General features: G+C 60.2%; 15 protein-coding genes. 5 read left to right on the forward strand and 10 right to left on the reverse strand.

The features are described from left to right. Positions 1 to 192: 192 nt before the first annotated feature. The 4 genes from H4W29_RS12280 to H4W29_RS12295 form a co-directional block, all read right to left on the reverse strand. A complete protein-coding gene (locus H4W29_RS12280; RefSeq protein ID WP_192729151.1) occupies positions 193 to 1266 on the reverse strand; it encodes an NAD(P)/FAD-dependent oxidoreductase in 1074 nt (357 codons plus the stop codon). A 24-nt stretch (positions 1267 to 1290) separates the two neighbouring features. Next, complete coding sequence (locus H4W29_RS12285) at positions 1291 to 2157, reverse strand: tetratricopeptide repeat protein (RefSeq protein WP_192729152.1); 867 nt, start codon at positions 2155 to 2157, stop codon at positions 1291 to 1293. 138 nt (positions 2158 to 2295) lie between these two features. Then, a complete protein-coding gene (gene rpsU, locus H4W29_RS12290; protein WP_003585885.1) occupies positions 2296 to 2508 on the reverse strand; it encodes a 30S ribosomal protein S21 in 213 nt (70 codons plus the stop codon). A gap of 179 nt (positions 2509 to 2687) precedes the next feature. Further along, positions 2688 to 4316, reverse strand: coding sequence for an adenylate/guanylate cyclase domain-containing protein (locus H4W29_RS12295; RefSeq protein ID WP_192729153.1), 1629 nt, complete (start codon positions 4314 to 4316; stop codon positions 2688 to 2690). Positions 4317 to 4615: 299 nt separating this feature from the next. Here H4W29_RS12295 and H4W29_RS12300 point away from each other — a divergent pair, with 299 nt between their 5' ends. Beyond that, the gene (locus tag H4W29_RS12300; RefSeq protein ID WP_192729154.1) at positions 4616 to 6787 is read left to right on the forward strand and encodes a CHASE2 domain-containing protein; all 2172 of its coding nucleotides are present in this window, start codon (positions 4616 to 4618) and stop codon (positions 6785 to 6787) included. A gap of 4 nt (positions 6788 to 6791) precedes the next feature. On the opposite strand, the gene H4W29_RS12305 is transcribed toward H4W29_RS12300, so the two are convergent. Further along, positions 6792 to 7961 (reverse strand): FecR family protein, encoded by a 1170-nt coding sequence (locus H4W29_RS12305; protein ID WP_192729155.1) that lies wholly within the window; start codon positions 7959 to 7961, stop codon positions 6792 to 6794. A gap of 241 nt (positions 7962 to 8202) precedes the next feature. On the opposite strand from H4W29_RS12305, the gene H4W29_RS12310 reads away from it, so the two are divergent. Genes H4W29_RS12310 through H4W29_RS12325 form a run of 4 tightly spaced genes read left to right on the forward strand, consistent with a single transcriptional unit; the run spans position 8203 to position 13341 of the window. Beyond that, a complete protein-coding gene (locus tag H4W29_RS12310) occupies positions 8203 to 9456 on the forward strand; it encodes a sarcosine oxidase subunit beta family protein (protein WP_192729156.1) in 1254 nt (417 codons plus the stop codon). A 12-nt stretch (positions 9457 to 9468) separates the two neighbouring features. Next, positions 9469 to 9810 (forward strand): sarcosine oxidase subunit delta, encoded by a 342-nt coding sequence (locus tag H4W29_RS12315; RefSeq protein ID WP_192729157.1) that lies wholly within the window; start codon positions 9469 to 9471, stop codon positions 9808 to 9810. After that, on the forward strand, positions 9807 to 12800 hold the full coding sequence (locus H4W29_RS12320; protein ID WP_192729158.1) for a sarcosine oxidase subunit alpha: 2994 nt from the start codon (positions 9807 to 9809) through the stop codon (positions 12798 to 12800). The genes H4W29_RS12315 and H4W29_RS12320 overlap by 4 nt, the downstream gene beginning before the upstream one ends. Continuing rightward, positions 12793 to 13341 (forward strand): sarcosine oxidase subunit gamma, encoded by a 549-nt coding sequence (locus H4W29_RS12325; protein ID WP_192729159.1) that lies wholly within the window; start codon positions 12793 to 12795, stop codon positions 13339 to 13341. Before H4W29_RS12320 ends, H4W29_RS12325 begins: the two co-directional genes overlap by 8 nt. 14 nt (positions 13342 to 13355) lie before the next feature. On the opposite strand, the gene H4W29_RS12330 is transcribed toward H4W29_RS12325, so the two are convergent. From H4W29_RS12330 to glgC, 5 genes are all read right to left on the reverse strand, one after another. Next, the gene (locus tag H4W29_RS12330) at positions 13356 to 13844 is read right to left on the reverse strand and encodes a MaoC family dehydratase (RefSeq protein WP_192729160.1); all 489 of its coding nucleotides are present in this window, start codon (positions 13842 to 13844) and stop codon (positions 13356 to 13358) included. 87 nt (positions 13845 to 13931) lie between these two features. After that, entirely contained in the window at positions 13932 to 15902 is a 1971-nt protein-coding gene (glgX, locus tag H4W29_RS12335) for a glycogen debranching protein GlgX (protein ID WP_192729161.1), read from the reverse strand. 12 nt (positions 15903 to 15914) lie between these two features. Further along, positions 15915 to 17546 (reverse strand): alpha-D-glucose phosphate-specific phosphoglucomutase, encoded by a 1632-nt coding sequence (locus tag H4W29_RS12340; RefSeq protein WP_192729162.1) that lies wholly within the window; start codon positions 17544 to 17546, stop codon positions 15915 to 15917. A gap of 6 nt (positions 17547 to 17552) precedes the next feature. Then, the gene (gene glgA / locus H4W29_RS12345) at positions 17553 to 18995 is read right to left on the reverse strand and encodes a glycogen synthase GlgA (RefSeq protein WP_192729163.1); all 1443 of its coding nucleotides are present in this window, start codon (positions 18993 to 18995) and stop codon (positions 17553 to 17555) included. Positions 18996 to 18998: 3 nt separating this feature from the next. After that, on the reverse strand, positions 18999 to 20261 hold the full coding sequence (glgC, locus tag H4W29_RS12350) for a glucose-1-phosphate adenylyltransferase (protein WP_192729164.1): 1263 nt from the start codon (positions 20259 to 20261) through the stop codon (positions 18999 to 19001). Positions 20262 to 20274: the final 13 nt, after the last annotated feature.

Genomic DNA, 20274 nt, shown 5'->3' on the forward strand with positions numbered 1-20274 from the left:
CCGGGGCTGGATGCTGGGGAAGCTCGGTTTCGCAGAGTCTAACGAAAGCAAGAATCCGCATCGCTCGCAAACGCCCCTTACATTTCATACCGCCCAATAGCCCGCTATCAAAGCGGGGTCATGTTAGGGGGCGGGGCATTTGGTTGCAACCTACTAAAATAGTCAGGTGCAAAATCGTCAATTTCTTAAGGACTATTTTTCGTTGGTGAAGCGCTGCAACCGAAAGGGCATGAGGCCTTCGTCACCCTTGCCTGACAGAAGCTCTTCGGCAGCAAGCAGGCCCGCAAGCGGAGCAAGCGTGACGCCGGAGTGCATCACCGTGACATAGAGGCCCGGCAGGCCGGCATTGCCGATGATGGGAAAACCATCAGCCGGTGTCGGGCGATAGCCGACCGTGAAGAAATCGAGCTTCAGATCGGCATTGTCCATGATCATCGCTCTTACGCGTGCGAAGAGTTCGGCTGCACTTGCCTGATGATCTTCTCCAGGATCGCCGCCACCGAAATCCGAGCCGGCGATGATACGGCCGTCCACCGTCTGGCGCATATGCAGCTGCGGTGTCATGACAAGGCCGTTCAAGCGTTTCGAGATGGAGCGGGAGTGCACGATCAGGCCGGCTGGTGCGGACAGCGGCAATGTGATCCCCGCCGAGGCGGCGATCGGAACTGAGCCTGCACCTGCGGCCAGCACGACATGATCGGCTTCGAGAATGCCTTCCGACGTGACAACCCCGACGATTCGTCCGGCACTCTGCAGCAGACCATTGACAGTCGCATGAACGAATGTCGCACCATGCGCTTCGGCATCAGCAAGCAGCAAACGTGCGGCGGCAACAGGCTCCACCGCACCCTCTTCTGCGATATAGAGGGCGAAATCCGGATATTCGCCAAGGCCGGGTTCGAGCAGCGCGCTTTCTTCCCGGTTTAGCCGGCTGATACCGTAGCCCCAACCGCCATGTTCATCGGCATAGGCTTCGAGATCGGTCGCCGGCCTATCCCAGCAGAGGCCGCCGCACCAGGCGAGTGGCAGGCCAGGCAGTTCCCGTGCCAGCCGCTTCCATTCGGCCATCGCTCTGCGGCGAAAATGGAAATAGAATTCGGGATTGCCCCAGCTTGCATTGATCCAGGCAAACGAACAGGGCGTCGCCACGCCTCCGAGTTCTTCGCCGACGACGGTGACCGCTGCACCCTTGTGTGTGAGATGCCAGGCGATCGAGGCACCGATGATGCCGGCACCGACGACGATCACATGCGGTTTCGCTGTCATCGTCGCCACCTCTTCCCTTATCCGTCAGCCCGTGGTGCCGCCGACGCGGGCAAGTCCATCCCGGGCCGGCTGGTATTTCGGATCGAGACCGACAGCGTGGCGATAGGAGCGGATTGCCTTGTCCTTTTCGCCGCGGCGCTCGTAGACGAGAGCCTGGTTTGCCCAGGATTCGGCGAGGTTGCCGTTGAGCTCGATCGCGTGGTTGAAGTCGGCGAAGGCGTTGTCGTTATCGTTCAGCGCGATATAGGAAATGCCGCGGCCATTATAGGGCTCGGGCGAGTTCGGCGAGAGCGAGATCGCCTTCGAGAAGTCGTCGATCGCCTTATCCTGCTGGTTACGCTTCTGGTAGATCAGGCCGCGATTGTGATAGGCGCGGCCATCGGTGGTGCCGAGCTGGATGGCGCGGGAGAAATCATTGAAGGCCTGATCATCCTGGCCGGCCATGCGGTAGACATTCCCGCGGCCGATATAGGCGACGTCATAGCTCGGATTGATCTGCAGGGCAGCATTGTAATCGGCGATCGCCTGCGGCTGCTGACCCATGTTGCGGTATACAAGCGCGCGGTTGGCATAGGCCTGGAAGAAGCGCGGGTTGATCTGCAGCGCGGTGTTGAAGTCGTCGAGCGCTTTGCGGAATTCGCCGGCGCGGCCATAGGCGGAACCGCGAACATTGTAGCCTTCTGGATCGCGTGGATTGGCGTTGATGACGGCCGTGAGCGACGCGATGTTTTCCTGTGAGCCCTGCGCCTTGTCGATGCGGATCACAGCATCCGACGTGTTGGTCGTTTCGCAACCGGCAAGGCCGAGCGCCGCGGCAAGTGCCAGCGAGGCGAATGCGACCGATTTATGCGAACGCAACGAGCGGGACGGATTGAACGTTATGACAGCCATTCGGGCTCGCTTCCCCCTGCATCATATCCGGCAAGGCGGATATGCAATCTTCAGCAGCAAATTAAAAAAGGCGGCGGCGAAACCTATCGCCCCCGCCACACATGCATCTGAAAACGTCGAAAAAACGACGGCACCGCCTTAGCGTGCAACCAGACCTTCGCGCTGAGCGCGCTTGCGGGCCAGCTTGCGAACACGACGAACAGCCTCGGCCTTTTCGCGAGCACGCTTCTGCGACGGCTTTTCGTAGTAGTCGCGCATCTTCATTTCGCGGAAAATGCCTTCGCGCTGCATCTTCTTCTTGAGAGCGCGGAGAGCCTGGTCAACATTGTTATCGCGGACAAGTACCTGCACGAGAATCACGTTCCTTTGGTTTGGTTGATGCCGAAAGGCGGCGCAGCGCCTGGGGCAAAAATATAACGTTCGCGCGGCCGCGGCCTTGCGATTGGTGTTGCGAGATATCAGATCGACGAAATGAAGTCCAGACGGGATATGCGATCGCGCGGAAAAATCCCGCCCGTGCCTATACGGAGCTAGGAGCGCGCCTTCTCGGGTTTCGTTTCGTCCAGAGCAGCGATCGCTTCCTTCAGCGCGGCGACAACACGGGCGCGGTCCGCCGGCTCAAGCCGAGCCGTGTCCAGATGCAGGTCCAGTCCCGCGAGATGTTCGCTGAGAACGCGGCTCTTGTGATCGGCGCCGAGCATCAGCCCGTCCACGGCGTAGGGTACAATCTCCCGCTGGATGCCCTTCATGGTGATCGGTGGCAAAGGATGGGCGTCGACGATATCCTTCACTAGCGCATAGGTTTCATAGCTGACGACAATCTCCCCGCCCTGGGCGATTGATTGCAGGCGTGCGGCGAGGTTCGCTTCGGCACCGATGATCGTATAGTCCATGCGGTCACTGCTGCCGAAATTGCCGACGTTGCAATAGCCGCTATTGATTCCCATACGTACGACGAAGGGCTCTTCCGTGCCGTTCCGGCGCCATCTCTCCTTCAATTCGCCGAGCCGGCGTTGCATGTCGACTGCCATGCGCAGGCAAGCTTTGGCATCTTCCTCCGCTCCCTTGGTTTCCGGATCGCCGAAGAAGACCAGCATGGCATCGCCGATGAACTTGTCCACCGTGCCGCCATGTTTGAGCGCGATCGTGGACATCTCGGTCAGATATTCATTCAGCATTTCCGTCAGCGCTTCCGGCTGCAGGCGCTCGGTGGTGGCGGTGAAATCCTTGATGTCGGAGAAGAAGATCGTCAGGCGCTTTCGCTCGGTATGGACGACCACATCCTTCTGGCCGCTGAAGATGCTCTTGTAGATCTGCGGCGATAGATAGCGGGAAATCTTCAGGGAAACGCTGGCGAGGAATTCGTTGGCCGCTTCGAGGTCGCGGTTGGCACTGTGGATGACGCGCGTCTGCTGGCGCTGCAGAACAATGAAGCTGATGCCGATGATGGCGACGAAGAAGAAATAGCAGAGCAGATATTTGAAGGCGAGAACGTTGCTCGCATAGGGTTGGCGGATGATGACCTCCTGAATGCCGCGCACATCGCCTACCTTCCAATCCTTCTTCGGACTTTCAGGATGCGTGTTATGGCAAGCGACACAAGCCTGGCCCATGATCACAGGCGTGATGAGCCGCAGCGTATCGGTAAATCCGACGCGGGTGAGATCAGTCAGTGTCTGGCTGGAATTGGCGCGCAAGGATGCGAGTGATGCCGTTTCGAAATTGTCGAGACCGTGAGGCGCGCGATTCTTGAAGGGCAAGTCGGAGAGGAAGCGATAGGTGATGTTGGCTTGCTGCTCCCTGATGACGTCGCCGAGTTCCAGCGAAAGCGTGGCGGGCAGCGGAATGGCGCCTGGAATATTGGCATAGTTGTGTGAGACGACCGTACCGCTGACATCGCCCGCCTGGTGGGCGGCGAGCACCCTGCCGACGACATTCGCTGAATAATAGGAGCGTATGCTGGTGACGAGCGAACTCATGTCCCGCGCCTGCCGGCGCAGCGCATTTTCGGAGAGGTCGCTGATATCAAGCCAGACGGCAAGGGGCAGCCCCGCCAGCATCGCCAGAACGACGGCGATCAGCCAATAGCTGCTTCTGCGGGCGGCAGAAGTTGAATTTTCCGCAGTTCTTGCCGTGGTCGCTCCTTGCGGATCTGCCATGGCTCATCCCCTCGACAATGATCGAATTGTTAAATCCCCTGAGGAGAAAAACATTTCGTCGCATGCGCGGCAAGGCCGAAGCTGGAGAGTCTGGCTGCAACCGCGGGCCAAATCTGGAAGTAATTACCCACTGTGCTGCTGTTACACCGGAGCGAAAATACTTGGGCGGTACCGACGGCCATATTTCACTTGGTTTTTCAGCTTCTGAGCATGAACGAATAGTCTTTGGCGTCAAACAAGCGTAGCCTGCCGGCAGACAGGATAGCTTTGGAGCGCTTGTAGGGGATATCGACGGAAGCATGACGCGTTTGCAGCAGATCGGTGTCCTGATCGGCCTCGTCATCGTAGCTGCGCTCACGATGTTCCGGGCAAGCGATCCGCCGGTGCTCAAGCAGGTCCGCGACGTTACCTTCGACGAATATCAGCGCCTTGTGCCGCGCAGCTTTGAGGCCATGCCGGTCAGAGTCGTCGATATCGACGAGGCTTCCCTGCGAGCGTTTGGCCAGTGGCCTTGGCCTCGCGACAGGCTGGCAATGCTGGTCCAGCGTCTCTCGGATATGGGAGCGGCGGCCATCGCCTTCGACGTTATCTTTGCCGAGCCCGACCGGATGTCGCCGCGCAATGTCATCCAGGAGGTGGAGGGCGTCGATCCGTCGCTTGCGGCGCAGTTGCCTGACAATGATGAGATATTCGCGCAGTCGATAGAAGGAAAGCCTGTCGTTCTTGGCTTCGGGCTTTCCAACGAAGGCAATTATAAGCCGCCGGTAAAGGCCGGCTTTGCCTTTACCGGTGAAAGTCCACTGTCGGCACCTCCGCATCTTGGCGCTTCGACACCGCTCCGGCCGGGGCTGGAGGCGAATGCTGCGGGGCTTGGCCACGTCAGTCTCAATCCCGGCAGCCCTTCATCGGTCGTGCGCGCCGTGCCGCTGTTCCTCAGTGACGGCGAGCAGTTTTATCCCAATCTTGCGATCGAAGCGTTGCGGGTCGCGCAGGGCGCCTCGACCTATGTGCTGGCCGGCGCGCCCGACCGGGCAGGGATTATCACCTCGGCGAAGATCGGCGATTTCATCGTTCCGCTGACGGCTGCCGGAGAGATCTGGCTTTATGTGACGCCGAACCGGGCAGAGCGTTATGTCTCAGCCGGAAAGGTCCTCGCTGCCGGCGGAGTGGCCCCCGATGTCGCGGCCCAAATCGACGGCAGCATCATCTTCATCGGCACCTCGGCTGTCGGGCTGCAGGACATTCGCACCACCGCGCTTGGAGAAAATGTGCCGGGTGTTTCGCTGCAGGCGCAGACTGTCGAGCAGATCCTTTCGGGCCGCTACCTGTCACGGCCGGACTGGGCCGACGGGCTGGAGATCCTGTCTATCGCGGTGCTCGGCTCCCTGCTCGTCATCATAACGACCTTCGTCAGTCCGGCCGTAGCGCTGATCTGCGGCCTGGCGATCACCGCGATGGCGCTTGCTGCTTCGTGGTTCAGCTTTCTTTATGCCGGTCTGCTGTTCGACCCTCTGGCGCCTATTATCAGCGGCTCCATCACGCATTTTGCGGCAACATCGTTCCGCATCCTCGTCATCGACAGGGAGCGGCGGGAGGTGCGGCGCGCCTTCGGCCATTACCTCTCGCCCTCGCTGCTCCACAGGATCGAGCATACGCCTGATGCTCTGAAGCTTGGCGGGGACGAGCGCGAGCTCACCATGATGTTCGTCGATGTGCGCAATTTCACAGAGATCAGTGAAAGGTTGACGCCGACCGCCGTCGTCCAGTTTCTCAATACGCTGCTCGATGCGCTGAGCCGTCATGTTGTCGGGAATGAGGGAACGCTCGACAAGTTCATCGGCGATTCCATTATGGCATTCTGGAATGCACCGGTCGATGTTTCGGATCATGCGGCAAAGGCGCTGCGAGCGGCGCTCGCCATGCGGGAGACGCTAGCCGAGCTCAATGCCCGTGACGCTTTCGGTTTCGGCAGCGCTCAGCAGGTGAGGATCGGCATCGGCATCCATACCGGTCTGGCCTGTGTCGGCAACATGGGTGCGAAGACACGCTTCAACTATTCGGCGGTGGGCGACGCAGTGAATGTGGCGGCGCGCATCGAATCCTGCTGCAAGGACGTTGGTTTTGATATCCTGATTTCCGACAGCACGGCACGGGCGCAAAGCGGGGCGGCGCTCTTGGAGGCAGGAGCTATTCCGCTCAAAGGAAAGAGCAGCCGGACGCAGATCTTTGCTGTGATCGGCGATGAGAAGGTCGCTGTCTCGCCGGAATTCGGCGCGCTGCATCTCGCCCACGAGGAGGTAATAGGCGCCTTACGCGAGCGCTCAAGGAACAGCCGCAAGCTGATCGGCGCGGCAAAACTCGCCGGCGTACAGGTCCTGGCCGGCCTCACGGAATTCTACGAGCGGATATCGGCCAGGAACGACCATTTTCGGGAGGATATCGGCCTGCCGGAACAACAGGCCGTCGAATAGTCAGTCAGCGGTTGCGGTTCCAGTCCCGGTTTCCGTTTCCGCCCCAGCCACGATCCCGGTTCTCATCCCGATGGTGGCTACGGTCACGATCCCGATCTCTTCCCGCGCTCTGGTCGTTGCCGGCAGTCTGGTTTTCGCCTCCGCTTCTTTCCTGCGTGCTCGGTCTGTCCTGATGGCTGCGATCCTGGTGAGGTGCGTCGTGCCTGTCCGGGCGATCGAACCCTTCGTGCCGGTTCGGTCTTCCATGGTCGCCATGGTGATCGTCTCTATCGTGCTTGTCCTTCCAGCCATGCCTGTCGTGTTTATCATGCCAGTCGCGCTCCGGCTTATCGTGGTGGGGCTTATCATGGTGGGGCCTGTCATGATGCGGCTTGTCGTGATGCGGTTTTTCCGGCCGCTGTGTCGGCGGAGCATCCTGCTTCTGTGGTTGCTGCTGGGGCTGTGGATCCGGATCTCGCTGCTCCGGTGTCTGGCGAAGCCGGTCTTTGCGTTCAGGGTCAACCGAGGCCATCCGGCAGCCGCCAAGCAGGCCGAGGCCGCCCGTTAAACTCTGATTGCCGGAGAGGAAGGGAAGGGCGCGCTGGTTGCCCAGCCTCTGCAGCACACTGCGGTTGACAGGCTGAGCATCCGTCATGTTGCCGTTCGGCCGCGCAATGACGCAATCGCAACGCTGCTGCAATTGCCGACAGCCGCCAGGGCCGCAGAAGGTCGCCGCGCCGTTCAACAGCACCACGGCAGTCGTACCATCAGGACCGACATAGAAATCGAAAGCGGTACCGCGCACGCCGATCGTGCCGGCGGGCGTCTGGATCTGATAGGCGGAGGATTTTGAATTGCCGCTGACCCAGCGGAACGTGCCCTTGGCCGCCTTGATGGAGAGGCGTTTGACGGAGTCGGAATCGTCGTAGACATATTTGTCGATAACGACGGACGAGCCCCAGCCGACCGCAAGCTTGGTGCCGTCGTGGAAGATGAACTGGCCGAGCCCTGATTGGGAGGTGCGGATACGCTCGTTGCGGTGGACTTCGTCATTGACGATGATCGGCCCGCCCTGTCCCGTCACTTCTGTTTTGATGAGAGTCGCCTGGCCGACGGGTTCAGCGGCGAACGCCGGCCACGCGCCCGACAGCGCTAAGCAGATGCTCGCGATCCATATGCTACGCCAACCAAACATCTTACACCCCACATAAGGGGATACTAACATTTACAACAGGCCCGTTCTCCCTGCCCTGTTGGGTGAGAAAAGGGTTATGCCGCATCTGCGAAGGCCGATCACTGCCAAGCGGGGCGATGCAGCTGTCTCCGTGTCAAAACAAAAGCTCTTTCACGTCGCAAAAGAACCGTTGTGCCGCAATTCGATTTGCGATTTGTATGGCCACGACGAAAATGCCTTTGCCTGAAGGAGATGATGGCGGATGCGGAAATATTCGGTTTTTGCCGTAGCGCGGGAGGCTCTGCGCGGGCACAGGGGCTGGGAAAAGCAGTGGACTTCGCCGGAGCCGCGATCCGAGTACGACGTGATCATCATCGGCGGTGGCGGCCATGGGCTGGGCGCAGCTTATTACCTCGCCAAGGAGCACGGCATCACCAATGTGGCGGTGCTGGAAAAGGGCTGGCTCGGCGGCGGCAATACCGGCCGCAACACGACGATCATCCGCTCCAACTATCTCTATGAAGAGAGCATGCACATTTACGAGCATTCGATGAAGCTCTGGGAAGGGCTGTCGCTGGAGCTGAATTACAATGTCATGTATTCGCCGCGCGGCGTGATGATGCTGTCGCACAATGTGCACGATATGCAGAGTTTCAAACGGCATATCCATGCCAACCGGCTCTACGGCATCGACAATGAATGGCTGACACCGGAGCAGGCCAAGGCCTATTGTCCGCCGCTCGATATTTCGGCGACTGCTCGCTACCCGATCAATGGGGCTGCCTTGCAGCGCCGCGGCGGCACTGCGCGTCACGATGCGGTTGCCTGGGGTTATGCACGTGCGGCATCGGACCGCGGCGTGCACATCATCCAGAATTGCGAAGTTACCGGCATCCGCCGCGGTCCGGACGGTCGCGTGACCGGCGTGGAGACCAACAGGGGCTTCATCGGCGCAAAGAAGGTCGGTGTCTCGGCTGCCGGCCATACGACGACAGTCATGAAGATGGCGGATGTGCGCGTGCCACTGCAATCGAGTCCGTTGCAGGCCCTGGTTTCCGAGCCGCTGAAACCGATCTTCCCCTGCGTCGTCATGTCGAACACGGTCCATGCCTACATCTCGCAGTCCGACAAGGGCGAGCTCGTCATCGGCGCGGGTACGGACCAGTATAATTCCTACTCACAGACCGGTGGTCTGCAGATCATCACGCATACGCTCGACGCCATCTGCGAGCTCTTTCCGATGTTCCGCCGCGTGAAGATGATGCGCCAGTGGGGCGGTATCGTCGACAATACGCCGGACCGTTCGGCAATCCAGTCGAAGACGCCCGTTCCCGGGCTCTACGTGAATTGCGGCTGGGGTACCGGTGGCTTCAAGGCGACACCGGGTTCGGCCAATCTCTTCGCCCATCTGATCGCGCGCGACGAGGCGCACAAGTTCAATGCCGGGCTGACTTTGGAGCGGTTCCGCTCCGGTCGGCTGATTGACGAGGCGGCTGCTGCCGCCGTCGCGCACTGACAGGAGGACAACATGCTGCTGATCTATTGCCCTTACTGTCAGGAAGAGCGCTCCGAGCTCGAGTTCCGTGGTGCCGGTGACGCCCACATCGTTCGGCCGGCCAATATCGCTTCGATTTCGGATGAAGAGTTTGAGGAATATTTCTTCCTGCGCGACAATCCGAAAGGCCTGATCTTCGAGCGCTGGCGGCACATGCACGGCTGCGGGCGCTTCTTCAATGCAGCGCGCGATACTGTGAGCGACAAGTTCATCATGACCTACAAGGCCGGCGAACCGAAGCCTGATATCGGCGCTGCGGCGGAACCGCATGCACCCGTCGAGACCTATGAAGCTGTTGAAGGAGAGGCGCAATGAGCGGCGCGAACCGTATTGTCGGCAAGGGCCGGCTGACGCCCGCAAGGACCGCGCGCTTCACCTTCGATGGCAAGAGCTATACGGCGCTCGAAGGCGATACCGTCGCCTCGGCCTTGATTGCCCATGGCGTGCACCTCGTCGGCCGGTCGTTCAAATATCATCGCCCGCGCGGCATTCTTTCGGCGGGTGCCGAGGAGCCGAACGCGTTGATCGACGTCGCCCGCGACAGCGCCCGCAAGCAGCCGAATGTGCGGGCAACCGTGCAGGAAGTCTTCGACGGGATGATCGTGAAGTCGCAGAACCGTTGGCCGTCTCTTTCCTTCGATGTCGGTGCGGTCAACAACCTGTTCTCGCCTTTCTTCGCAGCGGGCTTCTATTATAAGACTTTCATGTGGCCGCGGGCTGCGTGGAAGCACGTATATGAGCCGATGATCCGCCGTGCTGCCGGTCTCGGTGTCGCGCCGACGGAAGACGATCCCGACCATTATGCCAGCCGTTACGCTCATTGCGACGTGCTGGTCGTCGGTGCCGGTATTGCCGGTCTTTCGGCGGCATTGGCTGCTGCGGAAGCCGGAGCAAAAATCATCCTCTGCGACGAGCAGGCGGAAGCTGGCGGCGCGTTGCGCTTCGATGCCGGCGTGAAAGTGGATGGGCTTGATGGTTATGCCTGGGTGCAGAAGACCCTTGCACGTCTGAAGGCCATGGAGAACGTGGAGGTCCTGACCCGCACCACGGCATTCGGCTACTATAACCATAATTTCATCGGCCTCGTCGAACGCGTCACGGATCATATTGCCCGCCCCGACCGCGATCTGCCCCGCGAACGGCTGTGGCAGGTCCGCGCCAAGCGCGTCATCCTGGCCACGGGCGGCATCGAGCGGCACATGGTGTTTCCGAACAACGACCGGCCGGGCATCATGCTCGCTTCGGCCGGGCGGATGTATCTCAACCATTATGGTGTCGCGGTCGGCCAGAAGGTCGGCATCTATACGGCCCATGATTCTGCCTACGAGGCTGCCTTCGACCTGAAGCGGGCGGGTGTTTCGATCGCCGCGATCGTCGATAGTAGGCAGGCGCCGGGTGCAGCTGTATTGGCCGAAGCCCGTTCGCTCGGCATCGATGTGCTGACCGGTCAGTCGGTCGTCAATACGTCGGGTGCGCTGCGCATTTCCTCGATGACGGTTGCACGCAACGGTGGCGGTTCGCCGCGCAAGATTGCGGTCGATGCGCTTCTCGTCTGCGCTGGATGGACACCCTCCGTGCATCTCTTCTCCCAGTCGCGGGGCAAGGTCGCCTTCGATGCCGAGACGCAGCGTTTCCTGCCCGGCACCTATGCGCAGGACTGCCTTTCCGTCGGGGCCTGCAATGGCACGGATGGACTGCAGCAGACCGTCGAGGAATCGCTTGCCGCCGGCGAGCTGATGGCACAGGCCGTCGGCAGGCAGGCGGGCAGCAAGATCGGCATTTCCGTCGAGCAGGCCTTCGACTGGACGGGCGGCATGATTGGTGCTGCCGAAGGCGCCGGACCGGAGACGAATGCCAAGGCGTTCATCGACTTCCAGCATGATGTCTGCGCCAAGGATATCCGCCTTGCCGTACGCGAAGGCATGCATTCGATCGAGCACATCAAGCGCTTTACGACGAACGGCATGGCCTCCGACCAGGGCAAGCTCTCCAACATGCATGGTCTGGCGATTGCCGCAGAAACGCTCGGCAAGGATATTCCGCAGGTTGGTCTCACTACCTTCCGCGCGCCCTATACGCCGGTGACTTATGGTGCACTGATTTCGCATTCGCGTGGGCCGCTGTTTGACCCTACGCGCAAGACTCCGCTGCATGGCTGGGAAGAAGCCAAGGGCGCAGTCTTCGAGGATGTCGGCAACTGGAAGCGCGCCTGGTTTTATCCGCGCGCCGGTGAAACGATGCATCAGGCGGTTGCCCGCGAGTGCCGCACGGCGCGTGAGGTCGCCGGGATCTTTGATGCCTCGACGCTCGGCAAGATCGAGGTTGTCGGGCCGGATGCGGCCGAATTCATGAACCTCATGTACACCAACGCCTGGGATACGCTGAAACCAGGCAAATGCCGCTATGGCATCATGCTGCGCGAGGATGGTTTCGTTTATGATGACGGCGTCGTCGGTCGTCTCGCCGATGACCGTTTCCATGTAACGACCACGACCGGTGGGGCGCCGCGTGTTCTCAACCACATGGAAGACTATCTGCAGACGGAATTCCCGCATCTGAAAGTTTGGCTGACCTCTGTCACCGAGCAATGGGCTGTTATCGCGGTGCAAGGACCGAAAGCACGTGAGATCGTCGCGCCTCTGGTCGAAGGGCTTGATATTTCCAACGAGGCCTTCCCGCACATGAGTGTGGCCGAGTGCAAGGTGGCGGGCGTTCCGGCGCGTCTCTTCCGCGTCTCCTTCACCGGTGAAACAGGCTTCGAAATCAATGTGCCAGCCGACTATGGCCAGTCGGTGCTGGAGGCAGTCTGGGCCAATGCCGAGCCAGTCGGCGCCTGCGTCTACGGCACCGAGACCATGCATGTGCTGCGCGCCGAAAAGGGCTACATCATCGTCGGCCAGGATACTGACGGTACGGTGACGCCCGATGATGCCGGGCTCTCCTGGGCTGTTTCGAAGAAGAAGGCGGATTTCGTCGGCATTCGCGGCCTGAAGCGGCCCGATCTCGTCAAGGAAGGCCGCAAGCAACTCGTCGGTCTTGCGACGAAGGATGCGAAGCTGGTGCTCGAAGAGGGCGCGCAGATCGTCGCCAACCCGAACCAGCCTAAGCCGATGACGATGCTCGGTCACGTGACATCGGCCTACTGGTCTGAAAATTGTGGCCGCTCGATCGCCTTTGCACTGGTTGAAGGTGGCCGCAATCTGCTGGGCGAAACGCTCTATGTGCCGATGCCGGACCGGACCATTCCGGTCGAGGTGACGGATCTGGTGTTCTTTGACAAGGAAGGAGGCCGTATCCATGGCTGAGGTCGCAATTCGCAAACCGGCTCTCTCCGGTCTCCTCGCCGGGTCGGCGACGGTGCGCCTGACGGTGGCGCCGGTCGCAAGCCGCCTTTCGCTGCGTGCGCCGGCTGAATCCGTATCCGCGCTCTCTTCCGCGCTAGGGGTGACTTTGCCTACATCACCCAAGACCTCCGGCAGTGCCGGGGGACGTTCGGCGCTCTGGCTGGGACCGGACGAGTGGCTCGTAATTGACGAGGCCGGCTCGGATCTTCTGTCGCTTCTCCCCGGCGCGGACGCTCTTCATTCGGCGGTCGATGTTTCTCACCGCAATGTGGGTATCATTGTTTCCGGACCGGGTGCGGAGGTGACACTGTCCGCTGGCTGCCCTCAGAACCTCTCTCTGGAGATTTTCCCCGTGGGGGCCTGCTCGCGGACAATCTTCGGCAAGGCCGAGATCGTGCTCTTCCGCACCGAGGACGATACGTTCCGGGTGGAGTGCTGGCGGTCGTTTTCGGATTATGTCTTCGGGCTGCTCGCCGAAGGCGCCGAGGATGCGAGTCACTAAGGCCCGCAAAGAACCTAAGCGTCTTCCGGCCGATCTTTCGGGTCGAACTGGATGATGGTGATCCAGCGGGCGGTCAGTGCTGGCTTCTTTTCGTTCTCGATTTCGATCGAGACATCATAGGTCGTCATCAGCATGCCGGCGCCGCGAAAGCGGGCGTCCGAGAGTACGAAGTGGCCACGAATGCGCGTGCCACTCCTGACCGGCGACATGAAGCGGACCTTATCGAAACCGTAATTGATGCCCAACGTCTGCTCGCGCACTTTGGGCAGGCAATTGTAGTTCATCGTCGACAATAGAGAGAGTGTCAGGAAGCCATGGGCGATAGTTCCGCCGAAGGGGCTTTCGGCTGCTGCACGAACAGGATCGACGTGAATGAACTGATGGTCGCCGGTCGCCTCTGCGAAGGCATCAATCATCTTCTGATCGACGAGGATCCAGTCAGACAATCCTGTTTCCGTGCCAACCAGCCCCCGGATCTCCGAGAGCGAAATTTCCATCACCATGCATTCCTCGTAAAAAGCCGCAGCCGCAAGCCTTATCGCGCATTCGTGACGATTGCGATAATGATTCGCGCTGGCGGGTTTCGTGGATCAATTTTCCACGAAAAAGGCGACCGAACGTGGCTCAATGGTGGCGCGGCCGCCGACTTTCCGTGCGCCATCCGGCAAAAGCTGACGCCAGTTTGTTTCGCCGGCTGAGGGAAGCGTGAAGAGTTGATGCTGTTCGGAGCGGTTGAAGAGCACGGCAAGGCGGGTCTGCTTGCGGTTGGAACGATCGCCGGTCGCAAGTACCATGCCAAGGGTGGAGAACGAGGGCGTTTCCCATTCGTCTATTGTCATCGGTTCGCCTGAGAGCGAGATCCATTCCACATCCCCATTGCCGGAGAAGAAGGTCAGGTCGGAGAAGACCGAAAAGCGGCGGCGAAGCGTGGCGACGAAGGCGGTATGGGCGATAAGGTCTTCGTCCAGAAGCTTCCAGTCGACCCAGGTGATCTCGTTGTCCTGGCAATAGGCATTGTTGTTGCCGTGCTGCGTGCGGCCGCCCTCGTCGCCTGCCGTCAGCATGACGCTGCCGCGGCTGGCAAAGAGGGTGGAGATGAGCGCCATGACATCAGCCTTGCGACGTTCCCGGATGACGGGATAGGCGGTTTCACCTTCGACGCCGTTGTTCCAGGAATGGTTCTCGTTGTGGCCGTCGCGGTTGTTCTCGCCATTCGCCTCGTTGTGCTTATCGTTGTACGACACGAGGTCCATGAGCGTGAAACCGTCATGGGCGGCGAGGAAATTGACGCTGCGGGTCTCTGTTTGGCCATTGGCTGAGAAGATGTTCGAAGAGCCGGCCAGGACAGTTGCGAGCGAACCCGTCTTCCAGCCATCGCCACGCCAGTAGCACCTGATGTCATCTCGGGCACGGTCGTTCCATTCCAGGAAGGGCGTCGGGAAATTGCCGAGCTGATAGCCGCTTGGGCCGATATCCCATGGTTCGGCGATCATGATGCGATCGCCGAGCAGATCGTCGGCGAGAATCGCGGCCAGCGTTCCGTTCCGATCGAAGCCATTTGCTGTGCGACCAAGAACCGGCGCGAGGTCGAAACGGAAGCCGTCGACGCCGGCACTACGGACGAAATGGCGCAGGCTGTCGATAATGAGCCGCTGGACGTAAGGATGGTCGCAGGCAACCGTATTGCCCGTGCCAGTATCGTTGACGAGCACGGATGGCCGGTCCACTACGTGGCGGTAGTAGCTGAGATTGTCGATACCGCGCAGCGACAGCGTCGTGCCATAGCGGTCGCTTTCGCCCGTATGGTTGAAAACGAGGTCGAGGATGACGGCGATGCCTTCCTCATGCAGCTTCGCCACTGTTTCGTTGAGCTCGGCGATGCCCCCGGGCACGATACGCGGATCGAGTGCCATGAAGGCAACGGGATTGTAACCCCAGCCATTCGTCAGGCCGAGCGGCGGCAGATGCCGCTCGTCGATCCAGGCGGTGATGGGCATCAACTCGACGGCATCGACGCCGATGCGCTTCAGGTGAGCGACGACGGAGGGATGGGCAAGGGCGGCGACCGTGCCGCGCTGAGCTTCCGGCACATCCGGATGCAGGATGGTGAAGGGCTTGACGGCGACCTCGTAAATAAAGCCGCCCGGTTTGAAGAGCGGCTTTCGGATTTTGACAGGCGCGTCTTTGGTGACGACCGACTTCGGCATCAGGTGCTGCGTATCCTCACCGAAGATGCCAAGGCGCAGATCGTAACGGAATGGTCCGTCGACCGCTTTGGCATAGGGATCGATCAGCAGTTTCGAGGGATCGAACCAGAGGCCGTTGTCCGGGGCATAGATACCATCCGCGCGGTAGCCGTAACGGGCGCCTTCCTTCACTCCATCGACGAAGAGACGGAAGACATGATCGCTGTCGCGGGCCATGGGGAGCCTCGCATATTCCTTGCCGTCATCGTCGAAGAGGCAGAGATCAATCTGCGCTGCATGATGCGACCAGACAGAAAATTCAACGCCTGTTTCAAAAACGATGGCGCCGCCCTGTGCGGAACTGTTGCCCCCCATATGCCCCCCGGATCAGGTGATCACGGTCGGCTCGTTGCGTCCCGTGCGCTCACGAATGTTGGCGATGCTTTCTGCGGCCGCGATCAGATCGGCGAGCGCTTCCTGCGTTTCGATATTATGACGAGTCGAATCCGGCTCATAGCGCTCGATATAGACGCGCAGGGTTGCGCCAGACGTGCCGGTGCCGGAAAGTCGGAAGACGACGCGGGAGCCGCCCTGGAAAAGGACGCGAATACCCTGATGTTCGCTGACCGACTTGTCGACCGGATCGTGATAGGCGAAATCGTCAGCCTTCTCGACGGTCAGATCGCCAAACGTCTTGCCGGGCAGGGTGGAAAGCTGGCTGCGCAGATTGTCGACCAGGCCGTTTGCGGCATCGCTGTCGACGCCTTCATAGTCATGGCGGGAATAGTAGTTGCGGCCATAGGTCTGCCAGTGCTGGGTAACGATTTCCTGCACGCTTTCGCCACGTACGGCAAGGACGTTCAGCCACAACAGCACGGCCCAGAGGCCATCCTTTTCGCGGACATGGTTGGATCCGGTACCGGCGCTCTCTTCACCGCAGATCGTCGCCATGCCTGCGTCGAGCAAGTTGCCGAAGAATTTCCAGCCGGTTGGGGTCTCGTAAATACCGATGCCGCGCTTTTCAGCCACCCGGTCAGCGGCGCCCGATGTCGGCATGGAGCGGGCAATGCCGGCGAGGCCGCCGGAATAGCCGGGCGCCAGGTTGGCGTTGGCCGCGAGGATTGCAAGGCTGTCGGACGGGGTGACGAAAATGCCGCGGCCGATGATGAGATTGCGATCGCCGTCGCCGTCGGATGCAGCGCCGAAATCGGGCGCATCCTCACCCATCATCTCGTCGTAGAGCTCCTTGGCATGAACGAGGTTCGGATCCGGATGATGGCCGCCGAAATCCGGCAGCGGCATGAAATTGCGAACGGAGCCCGAGGGGGCGCCGAGACGGTTCTCGAAGATTTCCTTGGCATAGGGGCCGGTCACGGCGCTCATGGCATCGAAGGCGATGCGAAAACCAAGGCTGATGAGATTGCGGATCGCGCCGAAATCGAAGAGTTCTTCCATCAGCGCGGCATAGTCCTCGACCGGGTCGATGACCGAGAGGATCATGCCACCCGGCAGCTCTTCCTTGCCGATGCGGTCGATATTGACGTCGGCGAAGTCGGCGATCTTGTAGCTCTCAATCGCCCTGGAGCGGGCAAAGATCGCGTCGGTAATCTTTTCCGGTGCCGGACCGCCATTGTTGACATTGTACTTGATGCCGAAATCTTCGGTCGGGCCGCCGGGGTTATGGCTGGCCGAGAGAATGATGCCGCCAAAGGCCTTGTACTTGCGGATGACGTGAGAGGCTGCCGGCGTCGAAAGAATACCGCCCTTGCCGACCATGACCTTGCCGAAGCCATTGGCAGCGGCCATCTTGATCGCCTTCTGGATGACTTCGCGATTGTAGTAGCGTCCGTCGCCGCCGATGACCAGGCACTTGCCCTGATAGCCTTCCAGCGAATCGAAGATCGACTGGATGAAGTTCTCCGCATAGTTCGGCTGCTGGAAGACGGGAACCTTCTTGCGCAGACCCGAAGTGCCGGGTTTCTGGTCCTGATAGGGCGTGGAGGGAACGGACTTGATCATTTTAGTTCACATGCCTTTCGAGACGAGGCTTGAATACAGGGCAACATAACGTTCGGCGCTCTTCTCCCAAGAGACATCCGACTTCATGCCCTGCTTTTGCAACTGGGTCCAGACTTTTTGATCCGCGTAAAGGTGCATGGCGCGGCGCAGTGCCTGTAGCATGCTTTCTTCGTTTACAGGCGCGAATTGTATGCCTGTCGCCACCTTTGCCGCAAGTGCGGCATGATTGGCATCGATCACGGTATCGTTGAGACCGCCGGTGCGCGCCACGATCGGGACGCAGCCGTAACGCAGGCCATAGAGCTGGGTGAGACCGCAAGGCTCGAACCGCGACGGAATGATGATGGCGTCGCAGCCCGCCTGCATGAGGTGCGACATCGGCTCGTTGTAGCCGATGGAAACGCCGATGCGGCCGGGGTTGCGGTTGGCGGCTGCCAGCAGCGCGCCTTCGAGTGCCGCCTCGCCGGATCCGAGCACGACGAGCTTGCCGCCGAGCGCGACGATCCTATCTGCAGTGCTTGCGACAAGGTCCATGCCTTTTTGCCAGGTCAGCCGGCTGATGACACAGAAGATCGGCGCGTCGTCATGGTCGAGATGGAAGAATTCCTCGATCGACCTGCGGTTCTCCAGACGGTTTTTCAGCGTCGTCGGGCCGTAATGCGTGTGGACGACCGGATCAGTCGCCGGGTTCCAGATGTCAGCATCGATGCCATTGACGATGCCATGCAGCACGTCGCGGCGGCTGGCGATGACGCCTTCGAGACCCATGCCAAATTCGGGAGTGAGAATCTCGTCGGCATAGGAGGGACTGACGGTGGTGATGGCGGAGGCGGTCTGCAGGCCGCCCTTCAGGAAGCCGACAGTGCCGTAATATTCGATGCTTTCGGTGGCAAAGGCATGGGGCGGCAGACGCAGGCCGGGGAAGATATCGGCGCCGAACTGGCCCTGGAAGGCGATGTTGTGGATCGTCAGGATGCTCGGCAGTTCAGGCGTCGGATAATAGCGCATATAGACCGGCACCATGGCGGCCTGCCAGTCATGGGCATGCACGAGATCCGGCCACCAGCCAGGCAACAGGCCCGCGGCGATTTCGGAGCCAGCCAGCGAAAGAGCGGCAAAACGGCGCCAGTTATCCGGGTGATCCTTGCCGGTCGTATCGAGATAGGGACCACCCGGGCGGTCGTAATAGGCGGGAGCGTCGAGCACGAGGATATCGAGACCCTGATGCTCCACCTCCAGCACTCTTGCCGGCTGGCCGAGCAAATCCGGAAACTCCAGCCGGACCACCGGATTCTGCAGCATCCTCATGACGCTGGAATATCCGGGCATGAGGGTCTTGGTTTCAACGCCGAAGGATTTGAGGGCTATTGGCAGGGCGCCTGCCACATCGGCAAGGCCCCCTGTCTTGATCAAAGGGAAGACTTCGGACGAAACCGAAAGAACTTTCATAAGTCAGATATCCAGCTTGTCGATCATCGGTTGCGTGATCAGGCAAATGCCGCTTTCGGTCCGTCTGAAGCGCCGCGCGTCAAGTTCCGGATCTTCGCCGACCACAAGACCTTCGGGGATGACAACGCCATGGTCGATCACAACATCCTTGAGCTGCGCACGCCGACCGATTTTTACGTTCGGCAGGATGACTGCTCCATCGAGCTTGGAGAAGGAGTTGGCTCTAACACCAGTGAAGAGAAGGCTTCGGTTGAGGCTTGCACCCGAGATGATGCAGTCGCCGGCAACGACGGATGATGTTGCCGAACCGCGGCGATCTTCGTCATCATGGACGAATTTCGCCGGTGGCGTGATCTCGGCATAGGTCCAGATTGGCCAGGACTTGTCGTATATATCAAGGGCAGGGACGATCGCCGTCAGGTCGATATTGGCCTGCCAGTAGGCGTCGATCGTACCGACGTCGCGCCAGTAAGGCTCGTGTTCGAAATCCGAACGCACGCAGGACTTGGCGAAACGGTGCGCGACTGCCTTACCATGCTCGACGATATGGGGGATGATATCCTTGCCGAAATCGCGGCTGGAAGTCGGATCGGCGGCATCACGGCGCAGTGCCTCGATGAGGAACTTCGTGCGGAAGACGTAGATGCCCATGGAGGCAAGAGCGAAATCCGGCTTGTCCGGAATACCAGGCGGATCGGCCGGCTTTTCGATGAAGGCGAAGATCTCGTCCTTCTCGTTGACATGCATGACGCCGAAACCGACCGCTTCCATGCGCGGCACTTCCAGGCAGCCGATCGTCACGTCCGCGCCGGAATCAACATGCTGCTGGAGCATGTATTCGTAGTCCATCTTGTAGACATGGTCGCCGGCGAGGATGACCATGTATTCGACGCCGTAATCCTCGATGATATCGATATTCTGATAGACGGCGTCGGCGGTGCCTTCATACCACTGCGTTTCGGAGACGCGCTGTGATGCGGGCAGAATGTCGAAGCTCTCGTTCCGTTCCGGACGGAAGAAGTTCCAGCCGCGCTGCATATGGCGGATCAGCGAATGCGCCTTGTACTGGGTGGCGACGCCGATACGGCGGATGCCGGAATTCAAGGCATTGGACAATGCGAAGTCGATGATGCGCGCCTTGCCGCCGAAATAGACGGCCGGTTTGGCGCGTCGGTCGGTCAGTTCCTTAAGGCGGCTTCCCCTGCCGCCGGCAAGAACATAGGCCATTGCATCGCGGGCAAGTGGCTGAATACGTTTTTCTACCATTTTCTCCTCCCAC

Origin of the sequence: Rhizobium viscosum (assembly GCF_014873945.1) — a bacterium.
GTDB lineage: Bacteria > Pseudomonadota > Alphaproteobacteria > Rhizobiales > Rhizobiaceae > Rhizobium > Rhizobium viscosum.